Source organism: Desulfosediminicola flagellatus, assembly GCF_005116655.2.
GTDB classification, from domain to species: domain Bacteria; phylum Desulfobacterota; class Desulfobulbia; order Desulfobulbales; family Desulfocapsaceae; genus Desulfopila; species Desulfopila flagellata.
Map to the genome: position 1 here is coordinate 5,684,378 of NZ_CP050698.1, position 19,199 is coordinate 5,703,576.

Below are 19,199 nucleotides of genomic sequence, written 5' to 3' on the forward strand. Positions count from 1 at the left end.
GGTTTCTCATTACCCGCAAGAGGTAGCTATGTCACTGAACCAGTATACACTTCAGGTCCTCGCCATTCTTTCGGAAAATTTACAGAACCCACAGCCGCAGCTCGTCCCCACCGAGGCGATTGCCGGACAAATGGGGATAAAGTTGCCGCAACTCCATCAGGTACTGAAAACCATGGATGGCATGGGCATCATTCAGACCGACCCCGATCTGCGATATACCCTTATCACCCGCAAGGGGTTGAACTACCTTGGCGAGCTGTCAATAAATTAGCACATCCACCTCTTCATTATACAGGCGGTATGAACACATCCACTCAACACACCTATGATCATTACGTTAAGGCGCTGATGGATATCAGCCAGGCGATCACTTCTGAACTTTTCCTGGAGGATCTTTTTAAGCTGATAGTCATGGTAACAGCCAAGGTGACAGGGGTTGAAATATGCTCGCTATGGCTTGTGGATGAAAATGAAAACCCGCCGCTTATTAAGTTAAAAGCCACCCAGTCGTTTGAGCCGGAATATGTAAAAGACAGAGCCCTGCGATTACATGAAGGCGTAGTAGGCTACGTGCTTTCTACCCAGCGCCCCTATGTCATTGATGATGTCAAAAGTCATGACAGGTTCAAAGAAAAGGAAATGGCCAACAGTCTTGGTCTTGTTTCAATGGTGAGCATCCCGCTGCAGGGCAAGGAAGATAAGGTTATCGGCGTACTCAACTGTTTCACCAGCCAGCCGTATCACTTCTCTGAAACTGATATTAATATGCTCAGCGCGGTGGCAAGCCAGGCTGCTGTTGCCATTCATAACACTGAACTTATTATCAAAACACGAGTCATTGAGCAGGAGTTGCAGACCAGGAAACAGATCGAGCGGGCAAAAGAAATATTGATGGACCGGCAGCAAGTGAGCGGAGAAGATGCTTATCGCTGGATTCAGAAGAGGAGTATGGATACCCGCAAATCGATGCTGGATATTGCGGAGGCACTTATTCTATCCGAAGAACTCTGATATCATCCGTCCATGCGGCATCATCTTCGGCAGTGTTTTGGTTGGAGACATAGCTTTACTATCGAAGTCTACGCTTATCTGTCTCCAAACAAAAACTTTGAAGCTGACGCCGCCTGAACAGATGCTATTAACCGGCTTGGGCATACCTTCAGCTTCATTATTTTATTCAATAAAACATTGAGTTTTGCAACTTTTGACAGGGTGCTGCCGAAAATTCCCTTGACTTTGAAATTTAGTACAGCTAATTATTCACTACATACTTTATCTTAAAATGATCACTGATACTCAACATGGGCGGCAGATCGAAATCTGGCTCATTGAATATATTCAGGGCGTTCATAGCGGGGGAGGCTTTCACTTATCTGTGTAGAGTAATAATGGACGAGTAATTCGATCTGCCTCCCGCTATTATTGATAAACACATGAATCTTTTGCATTTGACGTTACAGTGAGATAAAGCGCCAAATCAAAAGAGCTAGTTTTAGGATAATACATAATTTTTTCTCGAAACCTATACAACGGCGTGTAGCGTCTTCGTGCTATAGAGACAAAGGTGTCTGTTTCCTCTCTCCTGAGGATGGATGCCTTTTTTTGTGCGCGCTAGACAGTTGCAAGCGGCCTCCAATCTCAGGAAATTATTACTTTCCAACAGGAGGCTGCAATGCGTTTAGAAAAAATCAATGATGTACTGGGTACCGCCAACAGAGGAAATCCGGCTGAATCAGGACTGTGCACCTTATGTCGTGCAGATTGTGCTGGTAAATGCGAAACATGGAAATCCAGTCTTGTCGGGCGAAAATTACTTTATCCCCGCGATTTCGGCCTTGTAACGGCCGGTGCCAATAAAACTACTCACGTTGGTGTCTCATATAACTCTCTTCGAATTCAGGGCTACGCCTACGGTTCTGCCGGTCTCGGCGAAGGTCTCACCAATGATGCAGATCATTGCATTTTCCCTAATGTCGACCTGACAACAGAATTCGGCTCCACCATAAAAACCAAATCCCGCCTGCCTCTCATGACAGGTGCTCTCGGCTCCACATTTATTGCCGCTAAATACTGGGACTCTTTCGCCATAGGCTGCGCGCTTACCGGCATCCCTATCGTTATCGGTGAGAATGTTGTTGGTGTTGATAAGATGTCGACCATCAATGGCGGTAAAATCAGTGCAGCACCTGAGCTCGACCGACGCATTGACACCTACCTGCGCTACTATGACGGCTATGGCGCAATTATAGTACAGCTTAATGTTGAAGATACTCGAAACGGTGTTGCTGAGTATGTTGCCGAAAAATATGGCGACAAGTGTATCATCGAACTGAAATGGGGCCAGGGCGCGAAAAATATCGGTGGCGAAATTCAGGTAACCAGTCTCGATTACGCTATTTTCCTTAAAGAGCGCGGTTACGTAGTAGACCCTAACCCCGCCCTGCCGGAAGTACGTGAAGCATTTGAGAAAGGTGCAATCAAGTCATTTGCACGACACAGCAGGCTCGGCAGCACCCATCTTGATACAGTTGAGCTGGTGCGCGAAGACTTTATGAAATCCGTTGATTACCTGAGAAGCCTTGGCTTTGCCCGCATATCACTTAAAACCGGTTGTTACGGTATGGAAGAGCTGGCAATGGCCATCAAGTTTGCATCGGATGCCAAGCTTGACCTGCTGACCATCGACGGCGCAGGCGGCGGAACCGGTATGAGCCCATGGAATATGATGCAGAGCTGGGGTGTCCCTTCTATCAACCTGCATGCTAAAGCCTATGAGTATGCTGCCATGCTTCAGGCAAATGGCACTGACGTTGTTGATCTCTCATTTGCCGGTGGTTTCGCTCTGGAAGATTCAATAATTAAAGGACTCGCACTCGGTGCGCCGTTTGTCAAACTCATCTGCATGGGTCGCGGTATTATGATCCCCGGTTTCCTTGGTGCCAATATTGAAGGCGCGCTGCATCCGGACAGGCGGGAAAGATTAAACGGCAACTGGGAGACACTGCCCAAAACTGTTAGCAGTCTCGGTAATTCACCACAAGAGATCTTTGCTTCGTATTTTGACGTACAGAAAAAAATGGGCAAAGACGAGATGAAAAACATCCCGTATGGTGCGATTGCTATGTGCACAATGGCTGACAAACTCGGCTGCGGAATCCAGCAGTTACTGGCAGGTGCACGCAAATTCAAAGTAGACCAGATTACACGAAATGATATTTTCTCTGCCAACCGTGAGACAGCGCGCGAGACAGGAATCACCCATATCACCGATGCTAATGATGAGATCGCCAAGTCGATATTGATGGCGCAATGATTTATGTGAGAGGTGAAGGGTGAGGCATTAGGTGTGAGGTGTAAACTGCTGAAACCCGGAACGACGAAGCTGGTTTAGGCTGGCTTCGTCGTTGTCCCGCTATTCGTTGAACTTCAACCAAAGCAGTTCTGCGATCTGATCTGATGTGTTTTGCCAGCTTCCCGGTATATCTTTTTGCAGGTAAATGGTGTCTCCGGGCCCAACCTTGTATGACTGGTTATCGACGGTCATCTCCAATTGTCCGGAAATGAGATAGCCCAACTCCCGTCCTTTATGCGAAAAGAAATGTCCGGCCAGTTTTTTGCCCGGGCGAATGCGGATAACCGTTGCCTCTGCCGGAGTGTCGATATCGGGTGGCAGCAATAACTCCGCCTCAGCATTGTCTTTAACGCTTTTATTCAGCGATGTGGTCGATCGATTGTCCGCTGAATAGACATAAACGTTTTTCTCTGCCCCATGTTCCTTAAAGAGTGTGCCCACCTCTACAGTGAGGCTCTCGGCAATACGAAACAGTGCAGGAAGCGAGGGGTATATAAGATTTTTCTCAACCTGTGAGATTGTGCTTGGGGTAACACCGGTAAGTTCGGCCAACTCTTTTTGTGAGATACCCCGCATAAGCCGGATAGACTTTATTTTTGCTCCCAGATCGAACCGTGATTTGTGCTGTCGCTGGCTATCAAAGATAATCTCTGATTCTTCACAAAAATATACGTGATGTTCGTTAAGGAACTTTGAGTTACGCTTTTCCGCCTTAAGAATCTTGAGCGTTGATTTTCCGCGACGTTCCGAGAGATCAATTGCCACCTGGGCAATCTTGTTGATATTGGCTTTCAATCGGTTGGAATGTGCACCTTTTTCAATCAACCAGTAGGCGATGGTGTCCAGTTCGTAAAGCCGCGGGCAGGTCTTGGCATAAAAATCGATAACCTGATCTTCACCGCCCCAGAGCGATTGCATCCCTGTCAAACTATCCAGAATAAAATGGACATCACCGGTAAGATTACTGTGTAAGCCATATATAGCTTCAGCCACATGAACAGGGCTGGTCGGGTCTGTGACCTTGATAACATTGTACGGCCAGAGTGCGCCATTTTTCTCATAGAACTTATTAAACACTTCTGAGTTATCGCCCTTGCCATTAGTAAAACAGTCAAGAATAGTCAGGTTCTGGCTTTCAGCCTGCGAGCCCAGAAACGAGACCACATTCTTGGGTGAGCGATCAAAGGTTACGTAGATAAGCGGCTTCTTGTGGGTAAGGGTCTCTTTGATGAAGTTCAGGCAGAAGACTGATGAAAAACTGCCGACATCTTCGTACCAGAGTACATTATCGCCAATATACAGATCGCCCATGAGCCGGTCCAGCTCTGCGATCCCCGATGAGACCCGTTTCTTTTTTGCGCTGGCTGCGGATATTTTGCTCAATGTCGTATCTATGAAAGGATGTTGAGATTTTTCTCTGGAGCAGGTGCATTAACCCTGCGTAAAACTGATATTTTACTGGCTCGTAACTGCATTAAAAGCCTAGCAAATCCACTGTTTTTTATCAATCTGTATTCTCTTTGCAGTTATACAAATGTAACCTCCAACCTGGAGGCATGTTATCGCAGTGGTCAGGATTTTCTGACCTGTGTGCGAGGTACCGTTATCAGTTTTGGGAGTGGATTCCTTTTACGGTAGTTCCGAACGAGATCATGCCTGGTCACCCTGTTTTTATCGACTACGGTGTCCATAATGATCGTTGGAGGATTTTTTTCGTAATACTCTTTTTCGAATTTGGCAAAAGCCTTATCCTGTAGAACTTTGGCCTCGTTCTTGAGGTATGGGTAATCCTCAATCACTTTTTGGGATGCCCGCCATGCCAGCTCATACATACCGTTCCGATAAAGAAAATATCCATATTCATTTAACAACCAGCCGGACTTGTGAGTATTAAGTGCCAGAATATAGTTGGCCCGGGCCTGCTCGACATTGTCAATTTTCGAATAATTCCTTGCCAGAAAACAGTATAACTTTGCCTTCTCTGACGTTGAAGCAGCAGTATCTATCTGCTGGTCAAGCGTGTGTATAATGCTTTGTATCTCTTCCTGACTTGAGTAGACAGGGCTTGAGAAAAAGATGAGACAGGAGATCACAAAACAGGTCAGGACCCTAAAATAACACATCAGACGACACCCATAGTTGCACGTTAACGTGGTAAATTCTCATTTTAGTGAGAGGTAAATACAGTTGTTATCAGACATCTGACAAGGAGTATAAACGGTTCACTATATAGTGCAACCTATAGATATCACATCGAATGTTTCAAGATAAGGTTCGTTTACGATTTTTCGTACACGCCATAAGAAGTGTTTTTGATTATTCCCTTCTTTTTCAATCGTTGCACGATCCCATATAGTTTGGTTCTGACGTAGCCGGTTTTTTCAGCCAGTTGATCTATATTCATTCCTGTTGTGCTGGCAGTAATTAATTCAGCAACATGAGCTGTGGCGTTGCCGGATTTTTTCTGGTTGCTTTGCTTTCGCGTAGGGGTTGAAGCCACAGCCTTCTTTTTCTGCTTCGGTGTTGCCACAGCGGCAGCAGCTGGAGCCGTTTTTTTCTTTTTCCCGAAATCTGGTGTCATATCCATGTCTATGCCGAAAATATCAGAGAGGTCAGCATCATCAATAACGTTGGCACCTTTCTTCTTCGATTTTTCCAACAACTTCCCTGCAGTGTCTTCTATCGCCCCGGCCAGAAGATCTTCGGTATTAACCCCGCGTAATTTAAAAAATAGCGAAGGATCCTCATCTAATCGTGCCCCGACCCCGTAAAGGACCGCGGCAACATGCTTGCACATCGAGGCCCAGTCGGGGCAGCTGCAATCAAAACTGATATTCTTCGGGCTTGGGAACAATCCTGTTTTCTCGTTAAAAAAGATTTCGCCCAATCCTTTAGGGAACTTTCCGGCAAGCAGATCCTGCAAAGATTTCAATTGTCCTTCGCATTGTTTTTGTAACTCTTTCCACTGCTTTTTCTTTATTGCATCAATACTGATCAGCACTTCATAGGGTTGTGAACCCGAGCCCATAACAAGGGCTCTGACTTTACCCGAATGAATTTTGAGATCTAGAACTGCACCATGCCGGACATAACTTCGCCCTCTTTCTATGCGATTCTCGTAGTCGGCATATCGCTCAAGGTTTTTATTCCAGGACTTTCCCCACCAGGTGCGAGCCAGGGTATTGGTTTCAAGAATAACCGGCTTGATATCCGGAATCTTTTTCTTGAGCTGTTTGAGTTTTTTCGCTGCCTTGGCTTTTTTGTCGGCAACGGACACATATTTTGGAAATCCCCAGTAAGCCATAATTTTTCTTCTCAACAATTAAAGTTTCAGCGTAAAGAGATCAAGCAACTCGTCATTGCTCATCTCGGTTATCCAGTTTTCTCCGGTCGCTGCAACAACTTCATTTGATAGTTTTGATTTCTCTGTCAGCATCTGGTCAATCTTTTCTTCTATTGTTCCCTTGGTCAGGAACTTATGGACCATAACATTCTTTTTCTGGCCGATCCGAAACGCCCTGTCTGTCGCCTGATTCTCTACCGCCGGGTTCCACCATCGATCAAAATGGATCACATGGTTTGCCGCAGTGAGATTGAGGCCAACCCCGCCGGCTTTCAGTGATAACACAAAGAACGGCACATACTCATGCCCCTGGAATTTCTCGATGAGTTTTTTTCGTTTTCCAACAGGAACACTGCCATGAAGAACAAGCCCTTCCCGCTTGAAAATGGTCGCCAGAAATTGCGATAGCGGCCCGGTCATTTCCTTGAACTGGGTAAACACCAGAACCCGCTCTCGCTTTTCGTAGATCGTTTCACAGATTTCGCGCAGCCGTTCAAACTTACCGCTCTCTTTTTCCTGAAACTGCTCCATGCCAAGGTATTGAGACGGGTGATTGCAGAGCTGCTTGAATTTCATAAGTGCCGACAGAATGATTCCCTTTCTCTGGATACCTTCTGTCTCTTCAAGAGCTTCGGTAATGCTGTGAATGATCTCACTATACAGCACCGCCTGCTTTTTACTCATTGCCGCCCAGGTCTTCACTTCGACCTTGTCCGGAAGATCAGAAATAATCGATTTATCGCTCTTTAATCGCCTGAGAATAAAAGGATTAACCGCTTTACGCAAACTCGCGTAACCGTTCGGGTCGTTGGTCAATTCTTTGGTAAAAGTGCCAAACTCTTTTGAATTACCAAGCAGGCCGGGATTAACAAAGTCAAACAGACTCCAGAGATCTGACAGCCTGTTTTCAACAGGAGTACCGGTCATGATAATTCTATTGTCGGCTTTCAGGTTTTTCACCGCTTTGGTCTGTTTCGTTCCAGGATTCTTGATGGCCTGCGCCTCATCAAGAATAACGTAATTCCATGAGTAATCCTGAACCCACTGGTATCGCTGAGCCATTCCGTAGGTTGTTATAACAAGATCCAGCCCGTTCAATTGCCTGTCGCTCAATTCAGGAACCTTACCGGGTTTGTGTATATCCGGATGCGCGACAAAGCTTAAGAGGCTTGGGTAAAACTCAGCTATTTCATTGGTCCAGTTCGAAAGTAGCGAAGCAGGGATGACCAGCAGAGAGGGAGATGAAGATTCGCCGTTTTTCTCTTTTTCCGTTTTCAGTGCATTGAGAAAAGCAAGTACCTGCACAGTTTTTCCCAGGCCCATATCGTCTGCGAGGCAGGCCCCGAATTTCAATTTGTGGAGATAGAAGAGCCAGTTCAGACCATCCTGCTGATATCCGCGAAGTTTGGCCTTAAATGTTTTACTGGTTTTTACTGTACCGATTGTGTTCGGGCTATGTAACTTTTGAAAAACCGTCTGCAGCCAGTCACCATGGGAAACACCCGAAACAATATCTCTATTTTCAATGCCCAGAAGTTTCTGCGGATTCATCGAGATACGCATGGCATCCAGAATAGTCACACCCTCTTCATCGTTTAATTCCCGGGCTTTTTCGAATGCATCCAAGGTCTGTTTGAGCCGTTCCTGATCGACTGCCACCCACTTGTTTTTCAGAAAGGCCAGTCCTTCAGTCTCAAGCAACAGGCGACGTGCATCTTCCTCAGTAATTTCAGTATCGCCAACCATCAGGCGTGGAGAAAAATCCAGAATGCCATTCAAGCCGACCATAGAAGGTATCTTCTGGCCGATATTGATATTAATGCTGATGTTAACGGCTTTACCCTTCCACCAGTTAGGTATACGGCAAAGAATGCCGCATTCTTCATACAGCGGTACCTCCCGTAAAAAAACAAACGCTTCATGGGCGGACCAGGCCAGTGGATAAAACAGCTCACCACTTTCGCGCAGTTCTGCCATCAGCGAGCTCTCCTGCGCAGCACTGTCAACAGCAACAAGAAGCTCCAGCAGCTTAGCATTGTCGCCGGCATATTCCTGCAGGGCGAACTTTAACGGCAGATGTCTGGACTCGCCGTCATCATTGAGACTGGTGGAGTACGTGGCAAGAAAAGCAAATGGAGCTTCGCTGTTCTTATTTTCAACCAGATGAAAATAGATCCGCCCAACCAGATGCACGTCAGGACTATATTCTTTGACGAATTCTTCTACTGAACCGTCGTATGCCGAAATCTTCTGACTGAAGAGTTCTTGAAGCTCGTTCCATAATTCGAAAACGATCTCTGCATGCAGGTACTCACCGCCGGCCATCAATGGCACAGTTTCAATCAGCTCTGAGAGTTCATCATCGGTAAGGGGTATGCTGACATCGCCACGCAACTGTTCGATATCAGGAGTAAGGCTCAGTTTATGGACAAAAAGGCCGGAGAACCTGCGCCAGAAAGTCAGCGATGGAGAAAGACGTATCTTCTTATTACAAAAACCCAGATAAAAAAGCCAGCTCTCCGGCTCTGATGAATAGTGCTCATATATTTCGTTTTGTAGAATGCTCTGCTGCCCGGCCATTTTCCCGGTAACTGACATCCACTCAAGCTGCAGTGTGCCGTCAGGCATGATTACAGCTTGAAGTTCATCGTACGCCATAATTATCCATTAATACGTTTTATCTTGGTATGTTGATACGTTATCCCTGCCTGCAGCCTATACGATGGAATGAAATCAGATTCCGAACGCAGAACATTTCACATTCTTTAATCGATATCTACAATAACAATTTTTTTTATATGACGCACGAGCATGCTTGCAACCGTATGTTCTTATATGATTGTTTTTTAACAATGCTTTGGGGTGAGCTGGGAGGAAGTATTGATTACTACATATTCGTATTTTTCTTCTCGCAAAACACTGTAACTCAGGGTGTGGTACCTTGAGGTATTAGCAAGACTTCCTGCTCTACGCCGCAGTTATGCGTATCCATCAGCGTTGTAAGTTGAATAACAGTTGCATCATGTTCTTCGCGTAATCTGATTAAGAGCGTTGAACTATCTTCCAGTAACTTGGCTTTTCCATACGTTGCAAATAGAACATCTATGTTTTCTGGCACATACATCTCAACCCGACCGGGACAGTGTTGTTTTAGGCGCAGATATTCATCAACACCGACAGGGTCATAATCGCCGAAATGGGTAATCCGGCACTCCTGCATACCTGGAGAGGTAAGCCAATCGAGGACACGACCAGAGAGTTTTCCACCTGCATAGAGGATCAGGTCTGTTGGGAATTGCAGTTTTTCGAAATGGAGGAAGACTTCGAGATTTTCAACGATTGCTATTGTTGCTGATGCTGACCATTGAAAGTCAGCGTCGAGTCGTATGGCTGCGACGTCGGCAGCTTTGCACCACTCAACAATGGGCAGTGCTTCACCATTTCGGTGAAGAATTTTGGAGTTTTCATTGCTGCCAATCCGTAACTGAACAACCTCGGCATCGGTAGAACCTGCTTTTTTAGCATCCCGATAGGTGGCGACCGCCTGGCTTCGTGGGGTACCACCCGATTCAGCTGATACTTCCAAACCTGTCGGGTATTCCTTTAAGGCAAATCGCTCAAGAGCATCACGATTACATGGGGTGTAGCTTCTACCCCCACCACTGCGCACCTCTTCAAGTACGCCGGTTTCAAGCAGAGTCTGTAGTCTTTTCGTATTACGCTTTGAAAATTGACTTACAGGAATCTGCCGTCCACTCAATAATTCTGATAGCTGTCTGGCGAATTTATCAACCATCTATCATGCCATCATTCAATTATCACCTTCTCAGGCTCACGTTCCAGGCGAACAAGCGCATCTTCACCAAGATGCAGCTTGCCTCCTGTATCTCTTAAGAAGTAGAGGTTATCTGCCACATCCATCGCTTCAGGACTTGCAAGGATCGGTGTAAATCCAAGCTTAAGTGACTGATCTACAATTGACTGCACATTCTCACGATCAAGACTCGAGGCCTCATCAAGGTAAAATGGAATGGAGCATTTTCTTTTACCATCCATAAGTCCTCGAAGCAGCATGATATTAATCAGCACTTTGATAGTGATGGTGGTTCCGTTTGATTCGATGGTCTCAAGCTTGGTGTATCGCTGGGAAACGCCTTCGCCACTGGTTACTTCAAAGTTCAATTCAAAGAGATGAAGCAGTTCGATTTTTCCGGATTTTTTCAGGAAATCACCCACAAAATCAAGCGCCTCATCACTGTTGGTGAGGCCTGCAAAAAGCGGCATATCTGTCTGGGCGGACACCTTTCTCAAACGCGGAACCAGCTGATGATTTTCCTTTAAAATAAGTTTCAATCTGCTGAGGTTCGATACCGACACCTTACCCAACTGCCTGTTAAGCGCTTCAACCTTGCTTTTTAATGTGTCCAGGTCTTTCAGCATGTTCTTGATTGCCGTCTTCAGATTTGCTGTAAGACCTGACCAGAGCTTTTCAACCGCCTCTTCTTTTTCGCCAAGTGCTTCGAGTTCTTCTGCGAGTTTATTAAGCGTCTCTTCTTCAGTTTCACCTTTCACCCTACTGTAGGTTTTACTTTCAATGGTATCGAGCTTGTCGGCGAGGTTATCTCGTGTGCGCTTTTCCCGATTGCTCATGTCTTCATATAGCTGGAAAAGCTCTTCAATCCGTTCAGGAAATTCAGTGATTTCCTCATCTACAGTCCAGATGGGATTAGGTACAGAGAGAAATCGGAATTTTTGGGTGAGCTTCTTCTCACCATCTTCAATCTTTGATAAACGCCCCTGGCACTCCCTCACCTGTGCTTCAAGTTTTTTGGTCTTCTGGGTGAGTTCGCCCTGCTCTTTCTCAAGATTATCGCGCTGTTCTTCGAGCTTTTTGAGTTCTTTTTCCCACGCTTTCTCGTTTTTACATTCTTCCTGCAATGCCAGATAGTCATGAACACGCTTTTCCTGCGTTTTCAGGGTCTTTTCAGCGTGTTCTTTCTTTTTCTGCAACTCTTCGTATTGCTCGGCATCCTGCAGAATCACCCTGTCTTTTTCAAGCTCCGCCTTTAAGTCCTTAATGACTTCAGCGATGATTTTCGGATCAGAATAGCTTTTTAGATCAGGCTTCATCGAAGGTGGGAAGAGTATCCGCAATACATCATCCGAATAGGCATTTTCATCTATTTTCTGCAGCAGTTCTTTAAAAACTGCATCGAGCCGCTCGGGGTCATGCACCTCAATCTCCCCATCTCCCACTGCCAGACCAAGTAGGTCGTGGTTGAAGAGCTGGAAGATACGGGCGATCTCCTCATCCGTATAGCGCGCCTTCATATAACTTGCCGTTGAATCGGCAATCGTTGCAAGGAACTGCTCCTGCTTGTGCAGCTCTTTTGCATTTTTATCGATACGGCCTTTCACCCTGCGTACAGGCTCTGCATTCGAGCTTTTCAGCTTAAAGCCAAGCTGCTCTACCTCCTGCTTTAAGCTGGCAACTGCACTCTCTTCAAAGTCGAGAATAAACGAGGAAAAATCCTCTTTCTTTTTAGCCAGAATGGTGAGATCGCGCTGAACAACGCCGAGGTTCTGGTTTACTACCCGCAGCTCTTTATTATTCTCATCCTGTATCGCCGTGTTCTTTTCGACTACTTTCGTCAGCTCGTAGCGTTCTTTCTGAATCTCTTCTTTTGCCAGAACGTTTTCGCTGCGGATCTGCTCAACCCGCACCTGAATTTCAGCAAAATACTGCGGTAACTCCGAGCGCAAGGCATCCCTTTCAGTTGCAAGCAATAAGGCCTGGCTGATATCACCCTCTACAGCCTTTAAGTCTTTTACTTCGTTGGCAGAATCGCGCACCAGCTTGTAATGCTTGGAATAACTCGATTGCAGATCGATAATTGCCTGCTGAAAATCATTCTCGTAAATTTCGTATAAGAAGCGTTTCAAGTCATCCTGGCTTACATGGGCGAGGCGCAACAGATTTGAGAACACCTTTCTAAAGCGCTTATAGCCGCCTCTGTCACGCATTGGCAGAAGCTCCAGCCGTACACCCTTATTTTCACCGATACCTGTAAGGGCCGCACGCAAATGGCTTGGCGCAAGCTGGGTATATTCACGGTCAGAAAGGCCTGATCGGATCTCATCGTTTGAGCGGACTTTACGCTCAGCATCCACAAAATCTTCGAGCTTAAACTTGCCTGTATAGCTGAACCGTTCAAAATCAAAACCTTTCACCGGTCCGAGGCCATGCACGCCAAGAACCCGGTAACCGGTTGGCGTGAGGCATTCGTAGAGGATATAGCTATTGGGATCAGGAAAGTAATATTTACGTGTCTGCTGCAGGTCTCGCGAGAAATGCATTTTATCCTGCCGATCGATATACAGAAACTGCATGGTCGAAATCAGCGAGGTTTTACCGACGTTATTAGGGCCGATCAGGTGCAGAGGGCGCAGAAGTTCTATCTCGCCATATTCATATTTTCCAGACCTGATTAATACAAGGCGTGTTGGACCAATTCTCATTGCAGCTGCTCCTTCTCGCCTGAACTCTGTAGAAGAGTTTGTGTATTATCCTGAGCTATAGAGCCGCAGATATCAAAAAACCTGTAGACAGGCGCTTTAAAACGAAAGGAATCGCCTTTTCTTTCAACAAAACCGAATTTTTCAAGATTGGTTAGTACACCGACCAGATCGTTGCTGGTCTCAACACCGCCTTCCTTCATATAATTCTGATACCGTTCGCTATTAAAATGAGGGAGCTCATCTATTACAAAATTCTTTGTTAATATGCTCTCTTCAACCGATTCTCCCTGGCCTTCAAGATGTTCCATGAGAATGAACATAAAAAGCGACATTTTCTCGCTCAACACACTCAGACTCTTCCCACCATGGAAATAGTAAAACTCGCGGGAGTGTACCTCCAGTTGAAAACCGAGATTTTTAAAGAGTTCTGCATACGACTTTGGATCTTCCTGCAAGGCAAAGTAGATGTTGCCATCTTCGATGCATATATGTCTTCCGCGGCACAGCAGTTGAAAAATCTCTGCTAAATGCGGCAGGGCAAATGGACTATTTTCACTCATATTTTTTGTACTTCTGCAATAGCTAAGGGGTGCGCGACCACATTGACACCATCAAAATGATAGGTGTTTTGCTGACTACTGAACTCACTGACATAGCGAACAGATCGCATAATTCTGCCATAAACACGCAGGAGGTCGCCAAGTTCTACATCGGGATAGTGCTCAAATAGCCAGCCGAGAATGTCTTCGACAGGTAGCTGATCTGCCAGCTGTTCGGCAACATCGTTAAAATCTATATAGCCATGGCTTGAATCACCCGCGTTTTGCGACAACGCCGGAGCCTGCTCGGGCTGGTAGCCTTTCAGACCATGGAGATAGGTCTCCATGCTGGTGTTGGTGAAAAGGCCTTCAAGTAGCCTGCCACCCGGCAGAGCCAACACTTCATTTAATTCCAGGCTACCAAGGCCATGTTTATCAATTCTCTCAAGGGCCATGGAGGCACCGCGTGCTAAAATGCTGTCCCGCTCCAGGACACGGTACAACGGCTCGACCTCCTGAATCGATTCGTGGAAATCGGTGAGCACATCTCGCCGCAGCCTGACAAGTCGTATGGAGGTCCGTGAGATCTGGTCATGGACAACGCCGTTATTCAGATACTCTTTGCTACCTGATTTCAAGAGTATTTCCAGGCCATCCAGACAACTGTCCATAGACTTATTTACATCAATCAGATCCTGCAGTGGCTTTAAGTATTCCTGCCATATATATAAAATTTTTCCAAAACGTTCACGCACTGTACGGCGTTCACGATTGGCTTTAAGCGCCATAACTTCATTGATGATTGCCTGCCGGTTCGCCCTCGAATCCTGGCGGACCCGCTCCATAATATCAGTAATCTCGGTAAGCGACCGTTCGATCCTACCAAGCTTTCCTTTGCGCAGAGCGTTATCGAGATTGTCATGCTGGAGGTCAAGCTCATCAAGATATGCCTGGATTACCTTGGCTGATGTATAACGCTGCTCCTGTAATAAAAAGCGGAAGAGCACAGCTATCGGTCTGGTCATCTCGTAGATTGCCGTCGCATCAGGAAGCGGCTCGAGAATCTTCAGATCGAGCAGCTGGTTATAGGTATACTCGGGCGAAGGATTCGGGTCTGACCTATGCAACCGGATCAACTCGAAAAGCTCAGCTTCATTCACACCATTTTCGCGGCGGTATATGTCATGCAGCAACGAGTAATTTCGCGCTGCAAAGTTAAGAAATGCCTGAGGCTGAATTGCCATTGTACTCCACGTGTGCGATGGTAAACATCATCATCAAAATCAATTATCACTAATAAGACTACACCTTCAGCCCTTTCACTACTCAAAAATTCGAGCTGATGCACGTAGAGAATTACTTCAGGGAGAGTCACGGATGCATTTCCCATGAACATTCTGTCAGCGTTATGAGGGCAATGTGTTCATGGTGTTGTTCAGCAAATTATCGTATCTTTACTACGTTACACTGTTGCCATCAGTGGACCGTCCAGGCACCATAATTTTCTTTATCATTTTTCATTATTGATAAAAATGTAGCACATTCCGGCTCACTGCCAGCCAATCAACGATCGATGGGAAATATAGAAGTTCCCCATGCCGCCATAAACACCAAACGGCACAAGGAGGAGAGAATGTTGAACTTTCAGATGAAAACCCACTGAAAGAATAACATTGTCAGAAAGGGGTAAGACCTACGCGTCCATCACTCTTCAACTTCACGCATTTCATCTTCAAAATTCACAATACATCGTTCAGCAGAAAAACAGTGGGTAGACGCCTCCGTCATGAGATGATTAAACCGCAAGGGATACGGAGGTTCCAACAGAGTCCCCTGAGGCAAATACGGAAATATCTCATCATAGCGACGTGCCGTGACAGCATTAATCCTGCGGTTGATATGGGAACGATTGAGTTTTTTCAGGCTTTCCAGGCCGGCAGCGGACAACAGATCCCGCACACTCTTGACGGTAAGCTCATGAAAACCAACGACACGGGGAATTTTATCGTTAACGACCAACCCCTTAACAAGGCGCGGGTTTTGTGTGGTGATTCCGGTCGGACAACGGTTGCTGTTGCATTCAAGAGCCTGAATACAGCCAAGTGCCAACATCATTCCGCGGGCGGAATTGCACCAGTCTGCACCTAAAGCCAGGTTTTTGACAAGATGAAACCCGGTAAACATCTTACCGCTCGCAGCTACTTTAACTTTATCTTTCAGGTTAAAACCCATCAGACAATCGACAACAAAAGCAACAGCATCACGAAGCGGCATACCCACCGAATTCGAGTATTCAAGAGGGGCTGCACCGGTCCCCCCTTCTCCGCCGTCTACTGTGATAAAATCCGGCGTGATGCCTGTCTTGACCATTGCCATGCAAAGCGAAACCATTTCACTTTTTCTACCAACACAGAGCTTAAAACCAACAGGCTTACCACCAGAAAGGTCGCGCAGTTTTTTGATGAAATACATCATCTCAAGAGGATTTTGAAAAGCGCTGTGAACTGCCGGGGAGTTCACCTGTGTGTACGGTTCGACACCGCGTATTGCCGCAATCTCTTCACTGTTTTTATCGGCAGGCAAGATTCCGCCATGCCCTGGCTTAGCTCCCTGAGATAATTTAAGTTCTATCATCTTCACTGCATCCAGAACGGCCTTTTGCTGAAAGAGTTCTTCTGAAAACCTACCATCATTTGTCCTGCAACCAAAATAGCCTGTACCGATCTGCCAGATGATATCACCACCATTCCGAAGATGATACGGGCTGAGACCACCCTCCCCTGTATTATGCGCGAAACCACCACGTTTAGCTGCACCATTTAAAGCCAGGATAGCATTAGTACTCAGCGCTCCGAAGCTCATTGCCGATATATTTAAGATACTTGCACTATACGGCTTGGTGCAATCCGGTCCCCCAACCACTACACGCAGATCAGCATCCATTTCCTCCTCGGGAATTGCTGCCAGCGAGTGGTCCATCCATTCATAGCCGGTTCGGTAGACATCCACTTTGGTGCCGAACGGATTGCTATCCATCACCCGTTTAGCCCGACGATAGACAATAGAGCGAAACATCCGGTTAACCGGGGTACCATCAATATCTGATTCGACAAAGTATTGCTGAAACGGAGGACGAAGTATCTCTATAAGCTGGCGCCCCCTTCCGAGTATCGGGAAATTTCTCCAGATCGTGTGCCTGGTCTGAATCATGTCATAAATACCGACAGCAATGATCGCACCGAGCGGCAGAAGAAGCCAGAAAAAGGGCTGCCATAGAAATCCTAAAACAGAGGTGAAAACTACACAGATACACGAAAAAATGATAAATTCCAGACGCATTAGCACACCACAGTTCTTAGTATTTTTAGGGAAACTACAAGAATAGAAAATACACTGCGCCCCAAACCGGCACTACTCGAAGTGAGGCTTTTCATCGGCATACCTGTATATTTGCAATGAGACAGTATTACAGGCATGCCGTGGATCTGCTGCAACAACTACCGCATTGTTATGTCAACACTTTTTCAAGAAGTTGCTTTGCAGAATCACCGCCTTTTTCCTGAACAAACGACAAAACAATCGGTACAAATTTACTGGCCATTCCAGCCTCCAGATCAAGATTTTTAAATCCACCGGCCAGGCTTGAGAGATTTCCGAGTTTCCCTCCCAATCCCATTGAAGCGGCGAGACTACTGAGTGCACTCATTAATCCGGCGGACTCCCCGAGTGCCCCGGAAATCATTGAATCGATACCCGGTACCAGTTCTGCGATCTGGCCAAACTCACCTGCGTCGAGTTTGTCTTTAGCCAATTTAAAGATTAACCCTGCTCCTCCGCGGGCCTGTTTATCAGAGATACCTAATTGACTCGTCAGCATTTCAAGAAGTTCCATTTGTCTTTCCTCCTGCAATGTATGCCGACACATCGTACGGTCAGCTATGCTATATTTCCCTGCAGCCCACCATTAAGCTTCAGGATGTCACCTAAAAAACAGTGCTACAACGTATAGCTGATGGATAAAATGGATGAACTACGACAGCAACACACTCCATTATATTGACAGGATATAGCAGGAATTCCATACAAGCAAGGATGTGTGCATAGGAGATTAAAGACGAGACAGACCCGTTTGAACTGTAGAAAATGAAATCTGATCTGACACTTCACAAAAGTGACTTTTGACCATACCTGACAAACCGCCCAAACAATCTACGACTAAAGATAAACAGGAAAAATCTAAATCTGAAGCGTGGGTATACTATTCAAATCTTTGAGATGGCAATATTAAACGCCACAACGCACGTTGCGGGAATGTGTCCTAGTGAATTTGTCTTGCTGGACGGTTTCTTTAATTATGATTGATCACTATTGGGGGGGATGATTCCAGGAGTTTAGTAGCTGTTTCGGTTCGAAGCGTTACTCACCAATATCCAGCTCCTTCATCAATTTACGCATATAAAGAACTTTATTCGTAAAAATCCCGTTTATTTTGTATTGAAGCGCTTTTTTGAGATCCTTTTTAGTATTAACAGTATACGGATTTATCTTTTTTCGTAACGAACGAGCGATTTTCACTGTTTCATCGTTAAGGAAATCAATATTGGGATGAATATAATTAACATTTGTTTCAATAAGACGAGCTCTTAGATCTTCCGGTTGTTCGTCTATAAGAAGTGCTGTTTTTAATTTTGGTCTGTAATCCGCTAATACAAGAAGAGGAAGGTAAAAAAACGATGAAATGATAATCTGCGATGACATTTCATAGTGTTCGATCATGTCAACTATTTCTCTTTCAAGGTGTTTTTCTTTAAGCTCAATGTTGAGCATAATATTTGTATCTTTTGCTAGAAGAAGAACTTCTTCCAGGAGGGGAATTCTTTCACCCTTAGAGCCCACTCTGACATTTCTTACTTTTGTGAAGTTAGCATGCTTGAGTGAAACATTTTGCCCGGTTGTTCGTTCAAGATTGTCATCGTGAACTACAAAGAGATGTTTTTTCTTTCCTTTCCGCACATCAAATTCAATCCAGTCAGCCTTTTCACGGATTGCCCTTTTAAAGGATACAATAGTATTCTCTGCTTCTTTTACGGGTGACCCCCGGTGGGCAAATAGTTTAATCATTGTAAACTCTATAAATTATCAAAGTTGTTTGAAACTATAATTGAAAATACTAAAAAATTTAGGCAGCTGACAGTAAAATAGAAGAGATTATAATTAGAATATTCATAAGGTAAAGAAATAAAATTGGCAAATATTTCGTAACTGTCTCAGGGGCTGTAGAAGAATAATGGAAAGATACTGTTGTTAATTTCAGATTGAGCGCTATCTCTTCTAAACGCAGAACATAACCTCTCTAATCCAACAGTCTATCAGTCAAGTGTGTCGTACGCTGTAGCCTTTGAGGAGGGAGCCATGGACCTGAGAATGGTCGAGCGCTATCAAACAG

At 45.5% G+C, this 19,199-nt stretch carries 14 protein-coding genes; 3 read left to right on the plus strand and 11 right to left on the minus strand.

The window, feature by feature from the left end:
- Positions 1 to 28: 28 nt before the first annotated feature.
- The 3 genes from FCL46_RS23540 to FCL46_RS23550 all read left to right on the plus strand — a co-directional run bounded on the left by FCL46_RS23540 (position 29) and on the right by FCL46_RS23550 (position 3,313).
- Entirely contained in the window at positions 29 to 271 is a 243-nt protein-coding gene (locus FCL46_RS23540) for a hypothetical protein (protein ID WP_136809616.1), read from the plus strand.
- Between the two features lie 29 nt (positions 272 to 300).
- On the plus strand, positions 301 to 1,011 hold the full coding sequence (locus FCL46_RS23545; RefSeq protein ID WP_136809617.1) for a GAF and ANTAR domain-containing protein: 711 nt from the start codon (positions 301 to 303) through the stop codon (positions 1,009 to 1,011).
- A gap of 661 nt (positions 1,012 to 1,672) precedes the next feature.
- Positions 1,673 to 3,313 (plus strand): glutamate synthase-related protein, encoded by a 1,641-nt coding sequence (locus FCL46_RS23550; RefSeq protein WP_136809618.1) that lies wholly within the window; start codon positions 1,673 to 1,675, stop codon positions 3,311 to 3,313.
- 99 nt (positions 3,314 to 3,412) lie between these two features.
- On the opposite strand, the gene FCL46_RS23555 is transcribed toward FCL46_RS23550, so the two are convergent.
- The 11 genes from FCL46_RS23555 to FCL46_RS23605 all read right to left on the minus strand — a co-directional run bounded on the left by FCL46_RS23555 (position 3,413) and on the right by FCL46_RS23605 (position 18,874).
- Positions 3,413 to 4,735 carry a helix-turn-helix domain-containing protein gene (locus tag FCL46_RS23555; RefSeq protein WP_228723272.1) on the minus strand — a complete coding sequence of 441 codons (1,323 nt, stop codon included), beginning with the start codon at positions 4,733 to 4,735 and terminating at the stop codon, positions 3,413 to 3,415.
- A gap of 188 nt (positions 4,736 to 4,923) precedes the next feature.
- A complete protein-coding gene (locus FCL46_RS23560) occupies positions 4,924 to 5,475 on the minus strand; it encodes a tetratricopeptide repeat protein (protein ID WP_136809619.1) in 552 nt (183 codons plus the stop codon).
- Positions 5,476 to 5,630: 155 nt separating this feature from the next.
- On the minus strand, positions 5,631 to 6,656 hold the full coding sequence (locus FCL46_RS23565) for an SWIM zinc finger family protein (RefSeq protein WP_136809620.1): 1,026 nt from the start codon (positions 6,654 to 6,656) through the stop codon (positions 5,631 to 5,633).
- An 18-nt stretch (positions 6,657 to 6,674) separates the two neighbouring features.
- Positions 6,675 to 9,353, minus strand: a complete 2,679-nt coding sequence (locus FCL46_RS23570) for a DEAD/DEAH box helicase (protein ID WP_136809621.1) — start codon at positions 9,351 to 9,353, stop codon at positions 6,675 to 6,677.
- 268 nt (positions 9,354 to 9,621) lie between these two features.
- Positions 9,622 to 10,491 carry a DUF7281 domain-containing protein gene (locus FCL46_RS23575; protein ID WP_136809622.1) on the minus strand — a complete coding sequence of 290 codons (870 nt, stop codon included), beginning with the start codon at positions 10,489 to 10,491 and terminating at the stop codon, positions 9,622 to 9,624.
- A gap of 11 nt (positions 10,492 to 10,502) precedes the next feature.
- Positions 10,503 to 13,214, minus strand: coding sequence for a hypothetical protein (locus FCL46_RS23580; protein ID WP_136809623.1), 2,712 nt, complete (start codon positions 13,212 to 13,214; stop codon positions 10,503 to 10,505).
- Positions 13,211 to 13,774 (minus strand): condensin complex protein MksE, encoded by a 564-nt coding sequence (locus FCL46_RS23585; protein ID WP_136809624.1) that lies wholly within the window; start codon positions 13,772 to 13,774, stop codon positions 13,211 to 13,213. The genes FCL46_RS23580 and FCL46_RS23585 overlap by 4 nt, the downstream gene beginning before the upstream one ends.
- Positions 13,771 to 14,997, minus strand: a complete 1,227-nt coding sequence (locus FCL46_RS23590; protein ID WP_136809625.1) for a hypothetical protein — start codon at positions 14,995 to 14,997, stop codon at positions 13,771 to 13,773. Before FCL46_RS23590 ends, FCL46_RS23585 begins: the two co-directional genes overlap by 4 nt.
- 460 nt (positions 14,998 to 15,457) lie before the next feature.
- Positions 15,458 to 17,092 carry an FMN-binding glutamate synthase family protein gene (locus FCL46_RS23595; RefSeq protein WP_136809626.1) on the minus strand — a complete coding sequence of 545 codons (1,635 nt, stop codon included), beginning with the start codon at positions 17,090 to 17,092 and terminating at the stop codon, positions 15,458 to 15,460.
- Positions 17,093 to 17,261: 169 nt separating this feature from the next.
- Positions 17,262 to 17,645: a DUF2780 domain-containing protein gene (locus FCL46_RS23600; RefSeq protein WP_136809627.1), complete on the minus strand. Its 384-nt coding sequence runs from the start codon at positions 17,643 to 17,645 to the stop codon at positions 17,262 to 17,264.
- A 524-nt stretch (positions 17,646 to 18,169) separates the two neighbouring features.
- Entirely contained in the window at positions 18,170 to 18,874 is a 705-nt protein-coding gene (locus FCL46_RS23605) for a glycerophosphodiester phosphodiesterase (protein WP_136809628.1), read from the minus strand.
- Between the last annotated feature and the right edge of the window lie 325 nt (positions 18,875 to 19,199).

What these genes read in the sequence shown, in the direction of transcription:
- FCL46_RS23570 (WP_136809621.1), bottom strand. Translation starts at nt 9,353, where the DNA reads ATGGCGTACGATGAACTTCAAGCTGTAATCATGCCTGACGGCACACTG.
- FCL46_RS23550 (WP_136809618.1), top strand. Translation starts at nt 1,673, where the DNA reads ATGCGTTTAGAAAAAATCAATGATGTACTGGGTACCGCCAACAGAGGA.
- FCL46_RS23565 (WP_136809620.1), bottom strand. Translation starts at nt 6,656, where the DNA reads ATGGCTTACTGGGGATTTCCAAAATATGTGTCCGTTGCCGACAAAAAA.
- FCL46_RS23560 (WP_136809619.1), bottom strand. Translation starts at nt 5,475, where the DNA reads ATGTGTTATTTTAGGGTCCTGACCTGTTTTGTGATCTCCTGTCTCATC.
- FCL46_RS23540 (WP_136809616.1), top strand. Translation starts at nt 29, where the DNA reads ATGTCACTGAACCAGTATACACTTCAGGTCCTCGCCATTCTTTCGGAA.
- FCL46_RS23580 (WP_136809623.1), bottom strand. Translation starts at nt 13,214, where the DNA reads ATGAGAATTGGTCCAACACGCCTTGTATTAATCAGGTCTGGAAAATAT.
- FCL46_RS23595 (WP_136809626.1), bottom strand. Translation starts at nt 17,092, where the DNA reads ATGCGTCTGGAATTTATCATTTTTTCGTGTATCTGTGTAGTTTTCACC.
- FCL46_RS23590 (WP_136809625.1), bottom strand. Translation starts at nt 14,997, where the DNA reads ATGGCAATTCAGCCTCAGGCATTTCTTAACTTTGCAGCGCGAAATTAC.
- FCL46_RS23600 (WP_136809627.1), bottom strand. Translation starts at nt 17,645, where the DNA reads ATGGAACTTCTTGAAATGCTGACGAGTCAATTAGGTATCTCTGATAAA.
- FCL46_RS23605 (WP_136809628.1), bottom strand. Translation starts at nt 18,874, where the DNA reads ATGATTAAACTATTTGCCCACCGGGGGTCACCCGTAAAAGAAGCAGAG.
- FCL46_RS23585 (WP_136809624.1), bottom strand. Translation starts at nt 13,774, where the DNA reads ATGAGTGAAAATAGTCCATTTGCCCTGCCGCATTTAGCAGAGATTTTT.
- FCL46_RS23545 (WP_136809617.1), top strand. Translation starts at nt 301, where the DNA reads ATGAACACATCCACTCAACACACCTATGATCATTACGTTAAGGCGCTG.
- FCL46_RS23575 (WP_136809622.1), bottom strand. Translation starts at nt 10,491, where the DNA reads ATGGTTGATAAATTCGCCAGACAGCTATCAGAATTATTGAGTGGACGG.